General features: G+C 43.7%; 17 protein-coding genes. 15 read left to right on the top strand and 2 right to left on the bottom strand.

Going from position 1 to position 22,434, the window contains the following annotated elements:
- The first annotated feature begins 287 nt into the window (after positions 1-287).
- On the top strand, positions 288-1,136 hold the full coding sequence (locus IEW82_RS02925; RefSeq protein ID WP_188688778.1) for a hypothetical protein: 849 nt from the start codon (positions 288-290) through the stop codon (positions 1,134-1,136).
- A gap of 11 nt (positions 1,137-1,147) precedes the next feature.
- Complete coding sequence (locus tag IEW82_RS02920; RefSeq protein WP_188688775.1) at positions 1,148-2,410, top strand: WD40/YVTN/BNR-like repeat-containing protein; 1,263 nt, start codon at positions 1,148-1,150, stop codon at positions 2,408-2,410.
- A 278-nt stretch (positions 2,411-2,688) separates the two neighbouring features.
- On the opposite strand, the gene IEW82_RS02915 is transcribed toward IEW82_RS02920, so the two are convergent.
- Together IEW82_RS02915 and IEW82_RS02910 are read right to left on the bottom strand one after the other, a co-directional pair.
- The gene (locus IEW82_RS02915; RefSeq protein ID WP_188688772.1) at positions 2,689-3,300 is read right to left on the bottom strand and encodes a trimeric intracellular cation channel family protein; all 612 of its coding nucleotides are present in this window, start codon (positions 3,298-3,300) and stop codon (positions 2,689-2,691) included.
- A gap of 311 nt (positions 3,301-3,611) precedes the next feature.
- Positions 3,612-3,761: a hypothetical protein gene (locus tag IEW82_RS02910; RefSeq protein WP_188688769.1), complete on the bottom strand. Its 150-nt coding sequence runs from the start codon at positions 3,759-3,761 to the stop codon at positions 3,612-3,614.
- A 161-nt stretch (positions 3,762-3,922) separates the two neighbouring features.
- On the opposite strand from IEW82_RS02910, the gene IEW82_RS02905 reads away from it, so the two are divergent.
- From IEW82_RS02905 to IEW82_RS02845, 13 genes are all read left to right on the top strand, one after another.
- Complete coding sequence (locus IEW82_RS02905) at positions 3,923-4,924, top strand: D-alanyl-D-alanine carboxypeptidase family protein (protein ID WP_188688766.1); 1,002 nt, start codon at positions 3,923-3,925, stop codon at positions 4,922-4,924.
- A gap of 324 nt (positions 4,925-5,248) precedes the next feature.
- Positions 5,249-6,616 carry an aspartate aminotransferase family protein gene (locus tag IEW82_RS02900; RefSeq protein WP_188688971.1) on the top strand — a complete coding sequence of 456 codons (1,368 nt, stop codon included), beginning with the start codon at positions 5,249-5,251 and terminating at the stop codon, positions 6,614-6,616.
- The gene (locus IEW82_RS02895) at positions 6,613-8,142 is read left to right on the top strand and encodes a pyridoxal phosphate-dependent decarboxylase family protein (RefSeq protein ID WP_188688763.1); all 1,530 of its coding nucleotides are present in this window, start codon (positions 6,613-6,615) and stop codon (positions 8,140-8,142) included. The genes IEW82_RS02900 and IEW82_RS02895 overlap by 4 nt, the downstream gene beginning before the upstream one ends.
- Positions 8,142-9,953, top strand: a complete 1,812-nt coding sequence (locus IEW82_RS02890) for an IucA/IucC family protein (protein WP_188688760.1) — start codon at positions 8,142-8,144, stop codon at positions 9,951-9,953. The genes IEW82_RS02895 and IEW82_RS02890 overlap by 1 nt, the downstream gene beginning before the upstream one ends.
- Complete coding sequence (locus IEW82_RS02885; RefSeq protein ID WP_188688968.1) at positions 9,928-10,500, top strand: GNAT family N-acetyltransferase; 573 nt, start codon at positions 9,928-9,930, stop codon at positions 10,498-10,500. Before IEW82_RS02890 ends, IEW82_RS02885 begins: the two co-directional genes overlap by 26 nt.
- A complete protein-coding gene (locus tag IEW82_RS02880; protein WP_188688758.1) occupies positions 10,481-11,839 on the top strand; it encodes a lysine N(6)-hydroxylase/L-ornithine N(5)-oxygenase family protein in 1,359 nt (452 codons plus the stop codon). Before IEW82_RS02885 ends, IEW82_RS02880 begins: the two co-directional genes overlap by 20 nt.
- Positions 11,823-13,622: an IucA/IucC family protein gene (locus tag IEW82_RS02875; protein WP_188688755.1), complete on the top strand. Its 1,800-nt coding sequence runs from the start codon at positions 11,823-11,825 to the stop codon at positions 13,620-13,622. The genes IEW82_RS02880 and IEW82_RS02875 overlap by 17 nt, the downstream gene beginning before the upstream one ends.
- Positions 13,623-14,114: 492 nt before the next feature.
- Complete coding sequence (locus IEW82_RS02870; protein ID WP_188688752.1) at positions 14,115-16,103, top strand: YjhG/YagF family D-xylonate dehydratase; 1,989 nt, start codon at positions 14,115-14,117, stop codon at positions 16,101-16,103.
- 197 nt (positions 16,104-16,300) lie between these two features.
- Entirely contained in the window at positions 16,301-17,074 is a 774-nt protein-coding gene (locus IEW82_RS02865) for an IclR family transcriptional regulator (protein WP_188688749.1), read from the top strand.
- Positions 17,075-17,169: 95 nt separating this feature from the next.
- Positions 17,170-18,069, top strand: a complete 900-nt coding sequence (locus tag IEW82_RS02860) for a fumarylacetoacetate hydrolase family protein (RefSeq protein ID WP_188688746.1) — start codon at positions 17,170-17,172, stop codon at positions 18,067-18,069.
- A 27-nt stretch (positions 18,070-18,096) separates the two neighbouring features.
- Complete coding sequence (gene gucD, locus IEW82_RS02855) at positions 18,097-19,563, top strand: alpha-ketoglutaric semialdehyde dehydrogenase GucD (protein WP_188688966.1); 1,467 nt, start codon at positions 18,097-18,099, stop codon at positions 19,561-19,563.
- A gap of 500 nt (positions 19,564-20,063) precedes the next feature.
- Entirely contained in the window at positions 20,064-21,326 is a 1,263-nt protein-coding gene (locus IEW82_RS02850) for an MFS transporter (protein ID WP_188688743.1), read from the top strand.
- Positions 21,327-21,511: 185 nt separating this feature from the next.
- The gene (locus tag IEW82_RS02845; RefSeq protein ID WP_188688740.1) at positions 21,512-22,318 is read left to right on the top strand and encodes a histidinol-phosphatase; all 807 of its coding nucleotides are present in this window, start codon (positions 21,512-21,514) and stop codon (positions 22,316-22,318) included.
- The last annotated feature ends 116 nt before the right edge of the window (positions 22,319-22,434 follow it).

Genomic DNA, 22,434 nt, shown 5'->3' with positions numbered 1-22,434 from the left:
AACAGTGCAAAAACCACAGTGCATCACGCTGTGGTTTTTTTGAGTAGAGGATGCTTGCGAAGGTCAAAGCTTTACTCAGCTTATCCCCCTTAGCGAGCGACTACGCTCATTTAATCTGTAGACCCAAAAAGGCATGTTGCACGCATTCCGACAGTTTTACCTTAATATGAGGGTTTATCAGCATGATTTGGAAATTCCTGTTGTTTACTAATTAGAAGTTTGCCATAATGGTTTTAGATGAAAGATGGACGTTGCTGGTGTGCCTTTATAAATAAGGGGTTGTTAAAGTGAGCAAGCGTTTGAAAGCAGGTCTATGGGGTGTGGCTTTGCTGCTCGGCTGTCTTCAGGCTTTCTTTTATTTTCTTGAGGATATGAGTGATTATATTGTTATTTATGGATGGGTGATTTATGGTGTTAATTATCTCATCCTACTTATTATATTCATTGCTTTTACACCCCATCGTATTTTCAAATGGGTGCAATGGTCAGTGGCTTTTATTCTCCTCATCATGAATTCTGTCTTTTTTTATCAGCAGGAGAGCACTGTACATCTCATTGTTTCCGAGTCAAAGGACCAGAAGCATGAGGTGCTTTTCGAAGAGAACGAGCATTCAGGTGAGAAAACCGTGCGACTGGAGCGCAGGGGGCTTATTTTTGGCCGAAAGCTTACGATGCTGGATGGAAGCGCGACTTATAAAACCTTTGCTCAAAATACCGCTCAGATTAAATGGATCAACGGGGATACGGCACTATTAACTTATAAAGAAAAGAAAAATGGACAAACATATCAACAATTTATTAGCTTTAGACCCTCTGTTGGGTATCATCATATTGCCGTTAGCCTTTCGGGAACGTGGATAGATAAAGATCATCCGCAAAATCAATGGACGTACGATAGGGGCGAAATTGCTTTCAGGATGGATGGCACGATCTATCACTATAACGACAGTCAAGACACGGAACAACTGGGGATTTATGGGTTTAAGGTCTTCGGGGATTACCTGAAGCCGTCCTATACGGTTGTATTAAATGAGGACAGCACCATTGGTCAAGATGATCTGATTGCAGATGGTGGGACATTCACGCTATGCTTCACAAATGGTCGGTGTGAGGTTTATGCCAAAGCGAAAAGATAGGAGTGCAGGACATGAGTAAAATCAAAGTGGTGATCATCATTAGCAGTCTAGTAATTTTAGCCGCTGCTAGTGGTGTTTTATATTATGTTAAATATCACCATGAAAATATTAATAAGCGACTGCCTATAACGGCGCATCATGTCGCCACTCACAATCAAGAGAATATCGCCTATGTGCTATGGCATGATTATTTAGAGCCTTATGAGACGACACGCAATCCATTTAAAAAGTTAAATGCCCGTTACCTGAGATTTGAAGGATTAAAAAAGCAAGCAAACAGCTTTTCTATCGATATTGTGTTTACCGTCAAGCTTCAAAGTAAGAAGTGGTCGACGCATCGCAATTGGGGGAAGGTTAATGAAAATGGGGAGATTAAAAATCTGCGCTGGCACTTGACGGTCAAAAAAACTGGCGCAGCATCCTATAGACTTGAACAAATCAGGCCAATAAAGGCTTCGGCATCTTCAAAAGCGAAGCAGCCTACAAGTGATCTTCCAGACAATGATTTAAAAACCAATGAGAAGAACGCTTATACAATCTATAGACAGCATTTGCAGGTCACCTATGATCACGGAAAGCGCTGGCTGAATGTCCCTGTATCGATTGATGAGCTTTTTAAAGGCGATTATAGTGGCCCAAAGGATACGCTCATAAATGGGAGCTATGTGATTACGCCTGAACGAACGGCTTTTGTTGTAGGGGAGGGGCCTCTACTTAGTATCTTACAATCCACCGATCAAGGAAAGACATGGAAGCGGTATAACGTGGGCTCACCATTTCCAGGGGTGCGCCTGAGATTTTTAGGCTTTACTTCAAGTCAGGAGGGCTATTTGATTATAAGTGGCGATCGCACCATGCATCAGGAGGGCAATAGTGTGTTAAAAACACATGATGGTGGACAGTCTTGGGCAGTAGCTGGGGCTGTACCAGTCACTTATATGCTTTCGGATGGCGGTTTTATCAATGATAAATTGGGCTTTATGTCCTTTGGCTCGCGCGGCAACCCTGCTCATCCCGTATTTTACCGAACACTTGATGGGGGAAAGACCTGGAGTGAAGTCCACATTCCTATACCTGCTAAATTCAGTGGCATTTTTACAGAAGCTGAAGTTCCCACTTTTAAGGGAACCAAAGGGACTTTGCTCGTCAATCAAGGGGATATGGGGGATTACCAAGGTGGCGATGTCCTCGCGCAATTTACTTCAAATGATCAAGGCGCAACCTGGACGTTTGAGAAAGTCGTTGAGCCAGAGGCATCTAATGCAGGTGAATAAAGAGGCGAGTGATAGATCGCTTGGCTGAAATTCTGAACAATAAATTGTCAAGGCGAGCAGTTAATAGGAAGCCGCAGAAGATCATAAACGATGCTCTTTCTGTGAGGCTTATTCTCTTAGGCGCTTTTTCTTAGTCCTGTGCCAGACAAAGGGGTTGATGGGGCACTTCATCGCTTACCTAAAAAGGCCGAGCGCATTCACTTTACCATTGGGAGTGCGTTCGGCTGTTCTCTGTGCAGAAAACCTCTGTTCAGAGCCTTTCCCTAAAAGCCGTTTTATCAGGTTATTTTATGGGTCCTTAAATTGCAGGGGAGATGCCAGTGCCATTGGTATTTGATTGCGAGCATTCGCAGCGACACAACGGTAAAGACCGTAATGGTCAATTGGAGGGGCTGCGTCCAGCCCAGCCAGACACAAGCACCACAAAGTAAGGTCAGGATGGCATGAATTTCTTCTTTTAAAGCTAGGGGACGACGCTGCGCAAATAGATCACGAATCATTCCCCCACCCAGTCCAGTAAATAAGGCGGAAATAAAGATGAGACCTGTATGAACATGAATAGCAGCGGCCGACATGGCCCCTTGTAAGGCAAAGGAGGCAAGGCCGATAGAATCAAAGAAGAGGCCCCATGTTTTCCAATGCTTGAACCATTTATAAGGGATAAGCACAATGAATGTAAGTGTGCCAAGGGCGATGGCAAGGGTGGAGCCATCCCATAAGGTAGTAATCGGGGCACCTATCAGTAGATTTCTAATGATACTGCCGCCAAATGACGTGGCGAGTCCAAGAACAAAAACGCCAATAAAAGAGTAATTGCTTTCAAGCGCTACGAGAGCGCCGGTTGCGGCATAGGCCATGATGCCGATACTATGTAAGATAAACCAAGTCATTGTTATTGTCCCTCACACGATATAAATTTTATGCTAACCCTATCTCCAACGAAAAAACTCCTCTATAAGAATGTTTCATCAGTGAAGCTGACGAACCACTCTATAGAGGAGTAGTATATTAGCAATTCATACTAACAGACCAATCCGTTGGAGTTGGGTTTATTCAATAGATTATAGACACTGCCTATCTACCATCCATTTATTTACTCAACTGATTATAGATGACTCAGCTCTGATGCACAAGCTAAAAGTCTTTTTAGTAGGAACGGAGATTTTCGTTCAACCATGAGAAAAGGAAGTATGGATTTAATCTATTGCGTTAAAAAGTAAGAACAGCATACTATTGAGAATAAGATAAAGTTGATTAAAAGCACAATGTAAGCAATACCACTGATGATGACGTTGCTCGGGTCATGTTCGTTGTCCGTGTTGACTTGAAGCTTTTCATTATTTAAAGTCATTTGCTCTCCCTCCTAAAAATTAAAGCTCCTTCTTATGAGAAGCCATTCCCTCCTCCTTTATCAATAAAACGTGTGCATGTGCTTTACGAAAAAATGCAAGGAGAACCTATTGGTAAGACTACTCGTTATGACTATGAGAAAGCATCGGGGGAGGATTTTTTATGACATTAAAAAAGGGGTTAATAGGACTGATTATCGCTTTGCTAGCGATTAGCGGTTTATGGATAGGCCAGTCTTTTTATTCAGCTTCTTCACATTCTACAAGGATTCATTGGTTGAGCAAAGTAGAGGATCAGGTCCCGAAAGCACTGCATTTACCAGGGCAAGAAATAGAGCTCTTGTCACCTCTTCACTTACAGGCTAAATCTGTTATTTTGATGAATGCAAAAAATGGACATATTATCTATGAAAAAAATAGTGATCAAGCCTTGCCGACCGCTAGCATGTCCAAGATGATGACGGAGTTCCTGTTATTAAAGGCAATTCATGAACATAAAATCACTTGGGATCAGAAGGTTAAGATTAGCCATTATGCCCATGCGATTTCTAATCATCCCGGTTTTGCTTCTGTACATCTAAAAAAGGATCAACCCTACACGATAAGTGAGCTGTATAAAGCAATGGTGATTCAGTCAGCGAATGGTGCCGCTATCGCCTTGGCAGAAGCTGTGGCGGGAAGTGAGAAGCAGTTTGTTGAAGAGATGAACGGGGAGGCTAAGGCACTGGGGTTAAGAGAAAGCCACTTCGTTGACAGTACGGGCTTAGATAATACCGATCTTGGGAGTTATGCTTCTACAGGTTCTCCCAATGATACAAATAAAATGTCAGCACGAGATCTAGCCAAACTCGCTCAAAAATTGATCACTAATTATCCTGAAATTCTTCAAATAACCAGTCAGCCTAAGCTCGTTTTTGACCATAGAACCTATGTCAACACGGATTGGATGTTGCCCGCTATAAATGAACAGCATCTAGGCTATGCCGGAGTAGATGGCCTGAAAACGGGATATACAAGTGAAGCAGGCCACTGTTTTGTCGGAACGGTTAAACAAAAAGGGAGACGTCTCATTTCCGTTGTTATGGGGGCTTCCTCAACAGTCACACGGTTTTCAGAAACCAAGCAGCTCTACCAGGCAGCCTTTAGAAAATTGAATCAACGCTAGGTGTATCTTGCCCCCTTTATAAAGCGGCACATGAAATAAAGGCTTAAGCAGATGAGGATGAACTCATCTGCTTTTTTTATTTAAATGAATCGTTTGGCAACAGTGAATGGGCTGAGTCCACACGTTGGCCTTTTTGAGATAAAAGACTCAAGACGATTGACCTGGTTAAGGATTTATGATGGCGGATAGGTCTTTCTATCTAGTTTGTTCAGATTCTATTGACAATGATAATCATTATCATTTAAGTTATAATCAACGATTGCCGATTGATAATCATTATCAATTAATTATCGTTCAATCTTTGGTTTGAAGGGAGCGTTTATGATGGTACATCCATTATTGTCAACCAACCAGGCCCTTTTAAATACACAGGCACGCCGCGAATCGAATGCGCGGTCTTATCCACGACGGCTACCACTTGCTATAAGTGAAGCAAGTGGTGTTTATGTTAAAGATATGGAGGGACGAGCCTATATCGATTGTCTCGCAGGTGCCGGAACTTTAGCACTCGGTCACAATCATCCAGTGGTTATCCAGGCCATTCAACAAGTCTTGGAAGAGGGTCGTCCCTTACACACTTTAGATATTACAACGCCCGTTAAGGAAGCCTTTGTTGATGAGCTGTTTGCCAGTTTACCTGAGTCCTTTGCGAAGCGCGCCAAAATTCAATTCTGTGGACCAACAGGAGGGGACGCGATAGAAGCAGCGATCAAGCTGGTTAAGACAGCAACGGGCAACCGCAGCGTGCTCTCCTTCCAAGGGGGATATCATGGAGCGACGCATGGCTCAATGAGCATCAGTGGTAATTTAGCTCCAAAGATTAAGGTGCAAAGCTTAATGCCAGATGTACACTTCTTACCGTATCCTTATCGTTACCGCTGTCCATTTGGTCTTGGGGGTGAAGCCTGCCAGCAAGTCAGCAGCCAATATATTGAGCATGTATTAGATGACCCTGAATCAGGAATTCTCCCTCCTGCTGGCATGATCTTTGAAGTGGTTCAGGGAGAAGGGGGAACCATTCCGGCCCCTGTAGAATGGCTGAAAGAGATGAGACGTATTACAAAGGAACGAGGTATTCCATTGATTATTGATGAGGTGCAGACGGGCATAGGAAGGACGGGAAAAATGTTTGCATTTGAACATGCAGGGATTATTCCCGATGTTTTAGTTCTCTCTAAGGCGATTGGCGGGAGTTTGCCATTATCCGTTGTCATTTATGATCAAGCGCTTGACGTCTGGGATCCCGGGGCACATATTGGGACCTTCAGAGGGAATCAAATGGCAATGGCTGCGGGGGCTGCAACATTGAATTATATTAAAAAAACTCAGTTAGTCCCTCAGGTTGAGGGGCTTGGAAAGCAATTAGTCGATCAACTCAAAGCCCTTCAGGCTGATATACCTGTTCTGGGAGACGTCAGAGGGAGAGGATTAATGGTTGGTGTTGAAATTGTGGATTCTACTCAACTTCCTGATGCAATTGGAAGCTATCCAGCCCATCCAGAATTAGCGAGGAAGATTCAAAAAGAATGCTTTCATCGCGGCTTAATTCTTGAAGTAGGGGGAAGGCATGGCAGTGTCATACGCTTCTTGCCGCCGCTTACTATAACCGAAAAACAATTGACTGAAGTGGTCAATATCTTTAAGGAAGCCGTCTGGGCGACCTATCAGGCCTTTAAAGGAGAAAAACGATGAAAGTACAAAAGGCACAAGACCTGCTCTCTTCTCTTGATTTTGATTCTCTCTTTTTTCATAAAGGTCAGGCTGGACTTGATGCTTTTGAGGAAGCGGTGAATAGGACCAAGGCTCTGCTCCTTTCAGAGGAAGAGACACATGTTACACCGTATAGCGGAGAGACACCGCTGGAGGTAGCTACACGCATAGATGGCCTGAAGGTGGCGAGTGAAAAAGGTGAAGGGTTGGAGGAGATTTTAAGAGATTTACAACAGCGGGTATTTCATCCTTCAGTTCGTGTGACGCATCCCACGTGTATCGGTCATTTACATTGTCCACCACTCATCGCGTCGGTCATTGCGGATCTCATCATTGGTGTACTGAATCCCTCGATGGATTCTTGGGATCAGAGCCCTTCAGCAACCTATGTTGAGCAACAGTTAATCCAATGGATTTGCCAGCAATTTAAGTATCCCAGCTCTTCGGATGGGGTGTTTACAAGCGGTGGAACACAATCCAATTATATGGCCTTGATGCTGGCACGTGATGCCTTTTGTCTAAGGGAACTGCAGTGGGAGGTGCGCAGGCATGGCTTACCTCAGCAGGCTAAGCGGATGCGGATTCTCTGCTCTGAGTATGCTCATTTTACTGTTCAACAAGCGGCCGTTCAACTTGGGTTAGGTGAGCAAAGTGTCATTCCTGTCGCAACGAATGAGAAGTTTCAGCTTGATCCTTGTGATCTTAAAGATAAGCTCTCTACCATGAAGGCGCTGAAGTTATTGCCCTTTGCTATCGTGGCGACCTGTGGAACCACAGATTTTGGAAGTATTGATCCGCTTACCGAATTGGCTGAAATTGCCACACAACATCAATTGTGGCTACATGTTGATGCGGCTTATGGTGGGGCGTTGGTTCTCAGTCAGCGCAATCAGGACAAGCTTAAAGGAATAGAACTGGCGGACTCTATCACGGTCGATTTCCATAAACTGTTTTACCAAACGATCAGCTGTGGCGCCTTTTTGGTCAAGGAAAAAGCGTGTTTTCGTTTGATTGAACGCCATGCCAGTTATCTCAACCCGAAAGAGGATGAAGACGAAGGTGTTTTAAATCTTGTTGGTAAATCCTTACAGACAACACGGCGGTTTGATGCTTTGAAGATTTTGCTTTCCATGCGTTGGGTGGGGACAGAGCGCTTCGCTCGCATGATCGATTATACAATCGATTTAGCCCAAGGAGTGGTCGAGCTAATGAAAGGCTTTCCATCATTACAGGTGTTAAATCCACATCCGGAAATAAGCGCCGTTGTCTTTAGATATGTTTCACAGCGTCATGATGAGGAAAGGGACAATCAAATGAACAGACGGATTCAACAGATGCTTTTGAAACAAGGCCATGGCCTTGTAGCGAAAACCGTTGTTAAGGGCAAGGTCTACTTAAAGCTAACCTTGCTCAACCCGCGAACAACATTGAGCGATATTGAGAAATTATGTCAGAAAATCATCGCTTTAGGGATGCGTTATACACAGATGGATATGGAGGTTATGTGATGACGAAAGTTAAAGTAATTGCTGAGCAGGCTACAATACAAAGCTTTGTAAATTGCTATTTAAGAGAAACGGGGAGAGGTGAAAAGCAACGCGTTGCACTCACTCCTAAAAAGAACACAGATGCAAAAACTGTGATCAAGCTGAGATTAGCACACCAAGGTATAAACATCATCATCCCTATCAAGTATTGGTCACCGATTGGAAGGCATTTATTTGCCTTTCCTCTCTATTATCAATTTGAAGCAGGCTATTGTCCTTTACCGATGGATTATATTACATTGGTTGCTTGCATGATAAAGGAGTTATTACTGGATCAGGGACGTCAAGACAGTGAGGATGAGCTGATGTTAAGAGTGATACTAAGCTGTCAAAACATTAAGCTGGCCCTTTCACATCGGATAAAAAAAGACAGTGGTCTTACAGTGGGGAGCATGGATTTTATTGAGAATGAGCATGCCTTGATTTTCGGTCATTTGCTTCATCCTACACCAAAAAGCAGGCAAGGGATGACCGATGAAGAAGCGATGTTCTATGCTCCAGAGTTTAATGGAAGCTTTCAACTCCATTATTTTAAGGCAAGCACAAGGCTTATTAAGCAAGCTTCCAGCGGGGCAATCAGTGCTGCTGACATGCTCAAGCAATATCTTATGACCGATGACAGTATTTCCGAGACCTTTAAAAAGGAGCATTGCTTAAGTCAGGACGATGTGCTTATTCCTTGTCATCCCTTGCAAGCCAAGTATTTACTCACCCGTTCTAACATCACCGATTTGATACAACGCGGTCAGCTTGAGTACCTAGGTCCCCATGGCCAGCCGTTTACCGCAACGTCATCCATACGAACGGTATATAACAAAAAGTCACCCTATATGTTTAAATTCTCCCTTAATTTGAAGATTACTAATTCCTTACGTGTGAATAAGCAAAAAGAATTAGAACGTGGCATAGAAGTCGGGCGGCTATTGAAAAGTTCGTTTGGAGATCAGCTTTTTGAGGCACATCCGAATTTTAAAATCATTCGTGATCCTGCATATCTAACAGTAAAGACGGGAGAAGAAGAGTCAGGCTTTGAGGTGGTGATCAGAGAGAATCCATTTAAGGATGACCAAAAGCAGGAAACCACTCTAATCGCAGGGTTATGTCAAGATTCCCTACCCGGTCAGCGTACGCGGCTTGCGCATCTTATCGCTGCCTGTTCGAAGAAGGATGAAAGAACGCTAGAGGAGGTCTGTCTATCCTGGTTCCAGCACTATCTAAATGTGTCGTTACGCCCTATGCTATGGCTTTATTTTCAGTATGGCATTGTCCTGGAGGCACATCAGCAAAATGCAGTGATTCAATTGGAGGACGGCTATCCGAAAACTTTTTTTTATCGTGATAATCAGGGCTATTATTTCGCTCGGTCAAAAAGTGATCGTCTAAAGACATTCTTACCTGACATCAGCAAAAACAGTGACACGATTTGTGCAGATAGTATTGCTGAAGAACGTTTCATTTATTATGTCATCGTGAATCAGCTATTTGGTTTGATTAATGCCTTTGGTTCAGCAGGGCTTATTGCAGAAGAAAAGCTACTGGTTCTTGTATATGAGGAACTCGCTGCCTGTCACGAGCAGCACCCTGAATCACAGCTTCTAGATCGACTGCTACATGCCCAGACGTTGCCATGCAAAGCCAATCTGTTAACGCGCCTTCATAACATGGATGAACTGGTTGGCTCTTTAGATAATCAATCTGTATATATCCAAATGCCTAATCCACTAAAGGAAGTGACGCGTCACCATGATGACATTCACAGTCCTACATACTGATAGAGGACAAACATTGTCCTTTCAAAAAGTTGTGATGGCGCGGGACTTAGATCGGATTTATAAGTGGATGAATGCGGGACACGTCATTCCTTATTGGGGATTAAACATGCCCTACGATGCTTTTAAGCAGCATTTGCAGAAGGCACTTCAGGATCACCATCAAACTTTATATCTCGGCTATGTTGATGATGAGCCAATAAGTTATTGGGAAGTGTATTGGGCAAAGGATGACATCATTGGGAACTATTATGCGTATGGTGAGGCAGATCAAGGCCTTCACCTCTTGATTGGTGAGACGCGCTATTTAGGTAAGGGCTATGCTCTCCCCCTTCTAGCGGCAATGGTACGCTATTGCTTTTTGAATGAAGAAACTGAGCGGGTTGTAGCTGAGCCGGATATGCGCAATAAAAAAATGATCCATATTTTTACGAAATGTGGCTTTGAATCGGTAAAGCCAGTCTCTCTTCCAGATAAGACGGGGCTATTAATGATTTGTGAGCGAGAACGCTTTGAAAGGATGTGGCAAGATGGGCTCCCAGTACTATAACGCTAACGATAACGTTATATATGATTTGATTGGCATTGGCATTGGGCCATTTAATTTAGGCTTGGCAGCTTTACTGACCAAAGCTCCAGAAGTTAATAGTCTTTTTTTTGAACAGCATGAGCGCTTCGATTGGCATCCTGGGATGCTGATTGAAGGGACCACCTTACAAGTCCCATTTTTAGCTGATTTAGTGAGCATGGCAGATGTGACGAGCCCATATAGTTTTTTAAATTACTTGCAATCCCATCAACGGCTTTATTCTTTTTACTTTCTAGAAAACTTTCATATTCCAAGACAAGAATACAATCATTATTGTCAATGGGTGGCTGGACAGTTGCCTCATTGTCACTTTGGGGCCAAGGTCACGGGCATTACTAAAATAAATGGCGGGTTTGAGGTTAAAGTGATGCATTATGCCACCCAGAGTGAGAAGACCTATATAGCCAAACATATTGTTGTCGGAACAGGAACAATACCTTTTGTTCCTCCAGCATTGCGGGAGCATCTCGGTAAAAGGGTTTTCCATTCTGCCGATTATCTACTGAAGAAAAAAACGACTTTAAGGGCAAAATCGATCACGGTGATTGGTTCTGGTCAGAGCGCCGCTGAGATCTTTTATAATCTCTTAGAACAACAAAATAATTATGATTACGCACTAACATGGTTGACGCGATCTAGAGGATTTTTCCCAATGGAGTATTCGAAGCTTGGGCTCGAGCATTTTTCCCCCGATTATATCGATTACTTCCAGCAGTTATCTCAACAAAAACGCGATGAGATCTTTCCAAAGCAAGACCTGTTATATAAAGGGATCAGTGTGAATACGATTGCTGCGATATACGATTTGCTGTATACGCGTTCTATCGGAGGTGTGATTCCTGCTGTCACTTTACAAGCGATGATAGAGATAGAGCGTCTCATTGCTAATGACGGCAAGTGGGAGTTACAAGGTCGGCAGTGGCAGCAAAATAAGCCGTTTAAGCACTCTACTGAAGTGGTGATATTAGGGACGGGCTATCATCCAGCCATCCCGGATTGCTTAGAAGGCTTAAAGGCTTTGATCGATTGGGATGAGCAGGGGAGATATAAGGTCGATGCTCATTACCGCTTACAGCTTACAACGCCTGCATCCCATCATGTATATATTCAAAATGGCGAATGGCACACACATGGGATTGGCGCACCTGATTTGGGGCTGGGTGCTCACAGAAATGCAATGATTATTAATGATCTGACGGAAAGAGAGCTGTATCCAGTACACAAGAAAAATGTTTTTCAAACATTTGGCGTCACCAATATGGTGAGCAAAAGGAGTGAAGCATATGTTGGTGAAAGATAGTCCTCAAGACATTCTGAGTTCCGAAGCATGGCTCAAGGTGAATCAGCGGCTTCTAGAAAAAATGATTGCTGAATTTATGTATGAAGATATGATTGCACCCACTTTAATTGAGGAAAATACGGGGTGCAGATACTATGAATTATCTTTATCAATGCACACGTATCGGTTTCACGCGATTCAGCGTTTATTTGGAAACGTTCATATCGTCGAGGGGAGCGTCATCCAATATGTTGATCAGGGGTGGCGCGTAGCGGGAAGCGCCATTCAATTTTTACTTGATAGTCAGTCGACAATTAAAATGAAACCTGAAACAACAGGCCATCTTATTAAAGAGTTACAGAACACCTTGTTTGCCGATGCTTATATTTTAGCGCATCATCATGAAAAATCTGATGATCTTGTTGCCTACGATTATGCTGATCTTGAAGGTGTGATGACGGGACATCCCTGGATTACTTATAACAAAGGGAGAATCGGGTTTAGTATTGATGACTTTTTATGTTATGCCCCTGAGGCACAGCAACGTGTGCAATTAAACTGGCTAGCTGTTCATAAAGAGAAAGCAAGCTTCCACGCGACCAGTGAGTTGTCTTATGATATGCTTATTCAATTTGAACTCGATGATAAGACGAGGGAAACCTATCGTCTTATGCTCCAACAGCGAGGTGTCCATCCTGATGATTATTATTGGCTACCTGTTCATGAATGGCAATGGAAAAATATCATTATACCCGCTTTTGCTGAAGAGATCGCCATAGGAAATATCTACTTTTTAGGGGTTGGGCCTGACGCCTATCTCCCACAACAATCGATTCGGACATTTGTTAATATGGATCAGAAACATAAACATCATATTAAGCTGCCAATGAGTATTTTAAATACTTTGGTCTATAGGGGCCTACCCGCTGAGCGTACTGTTGTTGCTCCGGAAATCACTGAATATATTAAAGATATAATGACAAAGGACGCCTTTTTAAGAGAGGAATGTCGGGTAATCCTTCCAGGGGAAGTTGCGAGTATCAATTACGGTCATCCGTATTATGAACGTTTAATGGGAGCGCCTTATCAATATCTCGAAATGCTCGGATGCATTTGGAGAGAGAGTATTTATACTTACATGGAGAAGGGGGAACAGCCTATCACCCTCGCTGCGCTATTATATGTTGATAAGGATGGTAAGCCTCTAGTGGCTAGCTTGATAGAGCAATCAGGCGTATCCGTCAATGCTTGGACAAAACAACTGTTTGATGTTATGCTCCCGCCGTTACTTCACTATCTTTATAAATATGGCACAGTATTTTCTCCTCATGGTCAGAATACCATCCTTGTATTAAAAGATGGTTTTCCCTGCAGGCTAGCGATAAAAGACTTCGTCGATGATGTCAATGTGAGCGATCAGCCATTAGAAGAATTAACGACGTTGTCTGAAAAGCTGCGAAAGGTATTAAGGAGTGAGCCCCCTGAAGGGCTATGTCAATTTTTATTTACCGGCTTGTTTGTTTGCCACTATCGTTATTTGGCGGACATTCTTGCAACCTATTATGATATGGATGAGTCGTTATTTTGGCGTCAGTTAGCTGAGACGATATTAGCTTACCAAAAAAGGTTCCCAGAATTAGCAGATCGCTTTAAACTTTTTGATCTTTTTAAGCCAACAATGACTAAGCTATGTCTTAACCGTAATCGCATGGTAGATGACGGCTATGCAGATGGCGACGATCGTCCTCATGCCAGTGAATACGGTGTGATAAAAAATGTATTAAGCCAATATGCTGGAAAATAAGAGGGGTTGGGACAGAAGTATTCAGCTCATAGAGAAGTCGAACGCATTCACAATTCCGACGCAATGCGTTCGACCTTTTGAGTGAATCATGAAGGGCTCTCATCCACTTGACTATGCAATGCGACCTCTTCCATATATGATGATGTTCTGTATCTAGACAAGGATGGGATGGCTTTGTCTATTTTAGGCAATTTATATTTAATATGACATTAACGTTAAGGTTTCTGTTAGAGGGTTAGATTGAATAATTTGCAATTGAAAGAAAATTGTATTACAATAACCCCATGTAACATAAGTATCTTAAAGGCTACATAGAAAGAGTCTTTAATTTTTTAACTTTAAATGAGAACGGTGTTTTATAATATAAAACAAATGATGGGGGTGAAAGGCTAGTCATTAGAGAAAACACAGAAGAGTGTATGTTGGTTTGAAAGCGTTTTATAGATGGGTGTTCTATCGTTTATTTGATTTTGTTCATAAGGAGGATTACCAATGAGCGAGCAGTTGAAGAGCATCATGGATGCCAAACGGGAAGATTTGTATACGCTTAAAACACATGCTCACGGCCCAAAGGGGACACTTCCGTTAACTCATGAGATGCTCATGCATTCTCCGAGCGGGAATTTATTTGGTTTAACACAAAATGTTGGTATGGGCTGGAAGCCTTCAAAGTTAACGGGTAAACAAGTGCTCATTCTTGGCACACAAGGTGGCATTCGTGCTGAGGATGGGACGCCGATTGCTTTGGGGTATCATACGGGACATTGGGAAATTGGCTTGCTGATGCGAGCGGCAGCAGAAGAAATTCGCAGTCATGGTGGTGTCCCTTTTGCTGGTTATGTAAGTGATCCCTGTGACGGACGTTCACAAGGGACAACAGGGATGTTCGATTCGCTTCCATATCGTAATGATGCTGCTGTTGTCTTGCGCCGACTCACGCGCTCGTTGCCGACTCGACATGCTGTCATGGGGGTGGCAACATGTGATAAAGGATTGCCAGCTATGATGGTGGCATTGGCGGCTATGCATGATCTTCCTTGTGTCATTGTTCCAGGGGGCGTGACGCTTCCACCAACTTATGGGGAGGATGCCGGTAAGGTGCAGACGATTGGGGTCCGCTATGCTCAGCATGAACTCTCTTTGCAAGAGGCAGCGGATTTAGGTTGCAGAGCCTGTGCGACTCCAGGGGGCGGCTGTCAGTTCCTCGGAACAGCGGGCACCGCACAGGTCGTTGCCGAGGCGCTAGGGATGTCTGTGCCTCACTCGGCTTTAGCACCCTCGGGTCAACCTATTTGGGATGAAATGAGCAGGCAATCGGCACGCGCCGCGTTGGCTCTTGAGGCACAGGGCTTCGGCATGAAGGATATATTAACCGATCAAGCCATCGAAAACGCCATGGTGATTCACGCCGCTTTTGGTGGGTCGACCAACCTGTTACTTCACATCCCCGCGATCGCCCATGCAGCAAAACGGAAGGTGCCAACGGTTCAGGAGTGGAATCGGATCAATCAAAGGGTTCCGAGACTTGTGAGTGTGCTACCGAATGGACCTGATTATCATCCAACAGTTCGAGCTTTCTTGGCTGGTGGTGTTCCGGAGGTTATGCTGCATCTTCGTCAATTAGGCTTGCTGAATGTGAAGGCTTTAACCGCAACGGGTGAAACTTTGGATACCGTTTTGGATTGGTGGGAATCATCGGAGCGTCGTTATACCGTGAGAAAGCAATTGAAGGCATTAGATGGTGTCGATCCTGATGAGGTCATTATGGGTCCTGAACGATCACGCACACGTGGATTAACTTCTACTGTTACCTTTCCAATTGGCAATATTGCTCCAGAAGGTTCAGTGATTAAATCAACGGCCATCGATCCTGAGGTTGTAGATGAAGACGGTGTCTATCGGCAAACCGGTTATGCAAAGGTATTTACGTCGGAGGAAGAGGCCATCGCTGCGATAAAAGATGGAAAAATTCATGCTGGAGATATCATGGTTTTAATCGGAAGAGGTCCTTCAGGTACGGGAATGGAAGAAACCTATCAAATTACCTCGGCCTTGAAGCACCTGTCTTATGGAAAATATGTATCTCTTATCACAGATGCACGATTTTCAGGAGTATCGACAGGAGCTTGTGTTGGGCATGTTGGCCCTGAGGCCTTAGCGGGCGGACCGATTGGGAAGCTCCGTACAGGAGATAAAATTCAAATGGTTGTCGACCGGAATAGGCTTGAGGGTAGCATCGATTTCATTGGAATAGGAGAGGAAGAATTCACCCCTGAAGAAGGAGCAAAGGTATTGGCTGAGCGGGAGCTTCATCCTGATTTGCAAGCGGACCCCAAGCTGCCAGATGATACGAGGTTGTGGGCAGAATTACAATCTGTCAGCGGTGGCATTTGGAAAGGAAGCGTTTATGATGTTGATAAAATCATTGAGGTATTGAGGGCAGGTAAAGCCGCATTAGCCGAAAAATCAGCACGTGCATAATGTCTTTCTAAATTACAAAGCTTTCGGAAACGCATTAGTAGACGAATCTTACTCTGCTCAAGATTTTAAAAGGGGGGATTCATGACAAGGCGTATAAAAGCTTTGAGTAGTCAGTCCTGCTTGCTGCCGTGCGGCATACCTCTTCCTAGTGGTAAACTAAAGATAAGAAAAATCAAACGAGAGTAAGGACTGATTCCATGCCATTGATTCAATCAGTAGATCGAGCACTGCGAATTTTAGATTTATTTGATGAATATACAACAGAGTTAAAAATTACAGAAATTAGCAGGCGGCTCGACCTGAATAAAAGCACGGCCCATTCACTACTTAAAACCTTACAACAGCATGGTTATATTGACCAAGATCATGAGACAGGAAAATATAAGCTGGGATTGAAATTATTTGAGAGAGGCAATCTGGTTGTGGGGCATTTGGATGTGCGTTCCATCGCACGACAGCATTTATTAGAACTATCGATGCAAACGGGTTACACTCTCCATTTAGTGATTTTAGATGGAAGAGAAGGTTTGTATATCGATAAGGTTGAGGGGAGCTCGGCAACGGTTGTTTATTCACGGATTGGTCGCCGCATTCCCATTCATAGTAGTGGGGTTGGCAAAGCATTGGTTGCCTTTAAAAGCCCAGCTGAATTAAGACAAATTTTAGAAGGATATGTGTATCATCGGCAAACAGAAAAAACAATAACCAACGAGCAGGATTTTTTAAAGGAGCTGGAACGTGTTCGGGAACGTGGGTATGCGATTGATCATGAGGAAAACGAACCTGGCATAACGTGTATTGCGATTCCCATACGTAACCATATGGGGGAGGTCACAGCGGCGATTAGCTTATCTATGCCGACTCCGAACATGACACCGGGAGCGTTAGAGACGCTTGTTCCTAAGATAAAGGCAGCCGGTGAAGTTATTTCACAACAATTAGGCTATCAACCTGCTCTTCGTACGTATTAACATGAAGCCGATCGCTTTTCATGATGAAAGGCTTCTAGTCATTAAAGGGAACGTAGTTTTATATTATAAAACTATCAAGGATAAAGGAGGGCATCATGAGAATCATTAGATATTTTAACGGGAATGAGCTGCCGCAATTGGCAGCGGTTACGGATGAGGACAAGATCTATGCTTTGCCCTACGAGGATTTTTTAGAACTGGTTAAAGCTGCGGAGTTTAATGAATCGACACCCTTACAACATGTACAGGATGTCATTCAAGGCGCACCGCTAATACCTAGTCCGCTTTCACAATTAGAGCTTCTTGTTCCTATAGAGGCTCAAGAAGTATGGGCGGCTGGCGTGACATATGAACGCAGCCGTGATGGCCGAAATTATGAATCTAGCACTAATCATGCAGAAGGACCTACGTTTTATGACAAGGTTTATGATGCAAAAAGGCCAGAGATTTTCTTTAAATCGACGAAGGAAAGAACGGTAGGACCTGGTGACACAGTGTTCCTTCGCAGCGATTCAACATGGCAGATCCCAGAGCCTGAACTGGGAATCGTACTGGATGATACTGGAGGGATTCTTGGCTATACCATTGGTAACGACATGAGCAGTCGGGATATAGAGGGGGAAAATCCATTGTACTTGCCACAAGCAAAGATATGGCGGCATTCCTGCGCGATTGGTCCAACCATTCGACTGGCAGAGTCTGTGGAGAATCCCTATGATCTACGAATCATCTGCCGTATTTATCGTCATGATGCGCTTGTCTTTGAAGATGCCGCTAATACCTCACAATTGAAGCGCAAACTCGATGAATTAGCGCGCTTTCTAGTAAGAGACAATGTGGTTTTTAATGGCACGATTTTATTGACGGGTACCTGTATTGTTCCTCCGAATGATTTTACATTACGAGAAGAGGATCGGATTGATATTGAGATACCTGGGATTGGTATTTTAAGCAATACGGTTAAACAACAGCAGCCGAAGTCAGCGTTAAGATAATAAAATGAACGGAAAGGGAGATTCATGATGACAGTACAAACGCAAACTACAACATATAAAAATTATATTAACGGTGAGTGGAAAGCTTCCTCTACTCAGAAGCTACTGGAATGCATTAGTCCGGCAAATCAGCATGAGTGTGTCGGGTATGTTCAGGATTCTTCTAAAGAGGACGTAGATCAAGCTGTCGAGGCTGCAACGCAAGCCAGTCAAGCGTGGCGGAAGCTCGGCGGCGTTGCAAGAGGCCAATATTTATATAAAATTGCAGAAAGCCTAGAAAAACGTCATCAGGAGATTGCAGAGACACTGACACGCGAAATGGGTAAACCTATTGCTGAGGCGAAAGGAGAGACCTCAAGAGGCATTGCGATATTACGCTATTATGCTTCAGAAGGGATGCGTAAAACGGGTGATGTGATACCCGCTTCGGATAGTCGGGCGCTGATGTATACAGACCGTGTGCCGCTTGGGGTCGTTGGCGTGATTACACCATGGAACTTTCCTGTCGCTATTCCCTTATGGAAAATGGCACCTGCCCTTATATACGGGAATACAGTTGTGTTAAAACCAGCCAGTGAAGCCGCAGTTACTGCTGCCAAGATCATAGAGTGTGTACATGAGGCTGGAGTTCCAGCAGGTGTTGTCAATATCGTCACAGGTAGAGGGTCTATAGTTGGTGATCGGCTCATTGAGCATCCTCAGGTTAAGGGGATCACCTTTACTGGGTCCAATGCGATTGGGAATGGAGTGGCGCGCAAGGCAGTCGCCAGAGGGGCGAAATATCAATTAGAAATGGGTGGGAAAAACCCAGTAATTGTAGCGGAGGATGCCGATATTGATAAGGCGGTAGCGGCAACGATCAGCGGGGGCTTTAGTTCGACTGGACAAAAATGTACGGCAACCAGTCGTGTCATTATTCATGAACGCGTTTATGAAGCCTTTAAAGCAAGGCTACTCGAAAAAACAGAGGCATTGCAGGTTGGTGATGGCTTGAATGAGGCAACAGCTATTGGCCCTAGTGTGAGTGAAGCTCAGCTCAATACGGTGCTTGCTTATATTGAAAAAGGAAAAGAGGAAGGGGCGACACTGCTTTTAGGCGGGGGGCGTCCCAAAGCTCCTGAGCTCGCTGATGGGTTCTACGTAGAACCTACCATTTTTGCAGATGTCACCTCTGATATGACCATCGGTCAAGAAGAAATTTTCGGACCGGTTTTGGCATTGATGAAGGTGTCCTCCATTGAGGAGGCGATTTCTCTTGCCAATGATATAGAGTTTGGGTTGAGCGCCTCCATCTTCACTCAAAATATTGAAAATATGTTTACATTTATTGATGATATTGATGCAGGGCTAGTGAGGGTGAATTTTGAAACAGCCGGTGTAGAATTACAAGCCCCATTTGGCGGAATGAAAGCCTCTAGCTCCGGATCACGAGAGCAAGGGGAAGCTGCCAAAGAATTCTTTACTTCTATTAAAACGGTTTTCGTTAAACCTTAAAAATAAGCAATTGAAGTGAAAGGTCGCCCTGAGAAATCCTCATTTTTTAGGCGACCTCTTTTTTGTGCTGTCGGAATTTATAAGTTGAATTCCTTATGGGTGCCCTTTTGGTTAAAGAATAGGAAATTTTGATATGTTGAAAGAGTGGATGGTGTTGATTTTCATTTTTCAGATTTTTGGCCTGCTAAAGCTAGGGTCTCCGATGCATAGGATGGGACAACGCTAAAGAGCTTTAACTATAAAAGGACGAGCATTTGCTCAAGATTGCTTATGTGTATCTAAAATGAGGTATTACAAAGGTGAGCCGGACAATAAGTCATTTAGATTTGATATTAAATATTTTGCTTTCAGCCTTTCAGGGACTGGGGCTTTATGGATTTATGTAAAGCTTTAAGAGTCATAAATTGTATGGATATAACGATATAAAAGATATATTGGACGGAGCGGTCGTTTATCCTTATCCTTGAAGCATAGCGCAAGTGCAAAGGAGGTGGGCACATATGGTAAAAGGATCAGATGTGGCTTCTTCACGAAGCATCCAAGCGGTCGCACTGATTACAGCCTTATCATTAACGGGGGACTCGATGCTATACATTGCACTGCCGGTTTATTGGAGGGAGGCGGGCTTAGACTCACTTTGGCAGGTAGGGCTCTTATTATCTATTAATCGCTTTGTGCGATTGCCATTAAACCCCATTGTGGGCTGGTGTTATCAAAAAATCTCTTTGCGAATGGGCTTGAGCTTTGCAATTATTTTGGGTTTTGTCACAACCTGCGGGTATGGTTTAATAAAAGGTATAATAGCTTGGTTAGTTTTGCGGTGCTTATGGGGATGTGCTTGGTCCTTCTTACGCATTGGCGGCCTGTCCTCTGTTGTCCATTTTTCCTTCCAACGGCATCGTGGGAAAATGATGGGGACATATAATGGACTTTATCGATTAGGGAGCTTGGTCGGCATGCTGTTAGGGGGCTTGTTCGTACCTGTTGTTGGGTTAAGAACTGTGTCCTTGGTTTTAGGCATTGCCGCTTTGTGTGGCCTTCCTCTTATTGTTCGCTTCGTACCGCCAATATCAAGAAGTCGAGCTGAGGAACCAAAGAAACAACGAGGAAATATGCTGATTTTACTGCGCAGTTTCTTTTCCATACAAGCTCTGTTAGTTATGATCAGTGGTTTTTTTGTCATCATGCTATATCAAGGTATTTTTGTCTCAACCTTGAGCTCGGCTATCGAACATTTTTATGGCAAAGAGCTGAAAGTATTCGGGTTACTGCTGACGGCAACGTTTCTCTCTGGTCTTATGCAAGCCTTACGGTGGGGATGGGAGCCTTTCTTGGCTGTTGGTGTGGGTAAATGGTCAGATGGTGCGCGGGGGAGAATTCCCATCTATGTGGTCGCACTGTTTATTGCCGCAGTGGCCATAAGTCTATTATCGATGACGCAGCCTATCATAGTATGGATAGCTATCATTTTGGTTTTTATGCTGTCAGCCACAGCGATGACCACCCTTACAGATACCTTGGCTTCAGATGTTGCGCGAACAAAAGGTGAGAATGCCGTCTCCTTCCTTACTATTTATTCCATCATCGAAGACTTGGGAGCAGCTCTAGGGCCTTTTATTGCCTATCTTCTCATTCCTCTGAAGAGCGGTTTTCAGTCTCTTTATCTAGGTGGAGCCCTCCTTTTTATTATGCTTGCTGTCTTGTGGCTTTTTCAAAAAAAGCATGGTCTGTCTTCAAAATGGGTGGGGAAACAGAGTTGTTGAATGATTAAAATAGGGTGTATAAATGGGACAAAGAAAAGAAGGATAGAATTTCTTACAACTCAATTATTAAAAAGAAATGGAAAAAGGACTATTAAGCTTTATTGAAATATTTTAAAGATAAGGTCAAGACATCATGCTTTGATCTGAACCTGAAGTATAATAATAGAAAAGGAGGCGTTTTAGGGATGGTATTTGATTTTCATACTCATCACGAACGGTGTGGGCATGCCACAGGAAGGATACAAGAGTATATTGAACAGGCGATTGCAAAGGGCTTGCAGTACATAGGCATATCGGATCATTCACCCTATTTTGCTGAAGAAGAGGATCATGCAAGACCAGGTCTTACGATGGCGAAAAGTGACTTTCCACTTTATATTGAAGAAGTGCTGCAATTAAAAGAGCGGTATAAGTCAAAGATTGAAGTGCTTCTTGGAGTGGAGTCTGACTTTTTCCCAGAGCATGCTTCTCTCTATAACACGATCTATCAACACTATCCCTTGGATTACATTATTGGGTCAGTCCATTTTGTTAATGGTAAGAGTATTTTTGATAAACAACGCTGGAAGGGGTTATCGGCAACAGATCGCTTAAGGGAAAAGGAAGATTACTATGCGCTGATCCAACAATCGGCGAAAAGCGGCATGTTTGATATATTAGGACATATTGATGCTATGAAAGGCTATTATCCCGAGTTTTCTGAGATTGAGACCGATGTTGTTGACCAGACATTGAAGGTCATAGCGGACTGTGATGTAGCGATCGAGATCAATACATCAGGTAAAAACAAAGACTGTGGTGGGTGGTATCCCTCACAGCAAATCCTTGAGCGGGCCTGTTACTATCATGTGATACCCACATTTGGTTCAGACGCCCATGTTCCGGAACGCGTGGGTGATGAATGGGAAGAGGTGCGCAACCAGTTGAAATATATCGGATTTACTGAATGGGCCATCTTTCAAAAGCGCAAGCGTATTTTGCTGCCACTTTAATTATTGAGCGGCTTTAAGCCCCGCTGCTAGCAATGAGCGGCGGGGCTTTTGTAAAGAAAAGAAATATAAAATTTTGGTCATGAGGACGGTGCGGATTTCCACTCCAGGCCGCTCGC

This window comes from Pullulanibacillus camelliae (genome assembly GCF_014642655.1).
Classification (GTDB): domain Bacteria; phylum Bacillota; class Bacilli; order Bacillales; family Sporolactobacillaceae; genus Pullulanibacillus; species Pullulanibacillus camelliae.
This window is presented reverse-complemented; position numbering and strand designations above follow the sequence as displayed.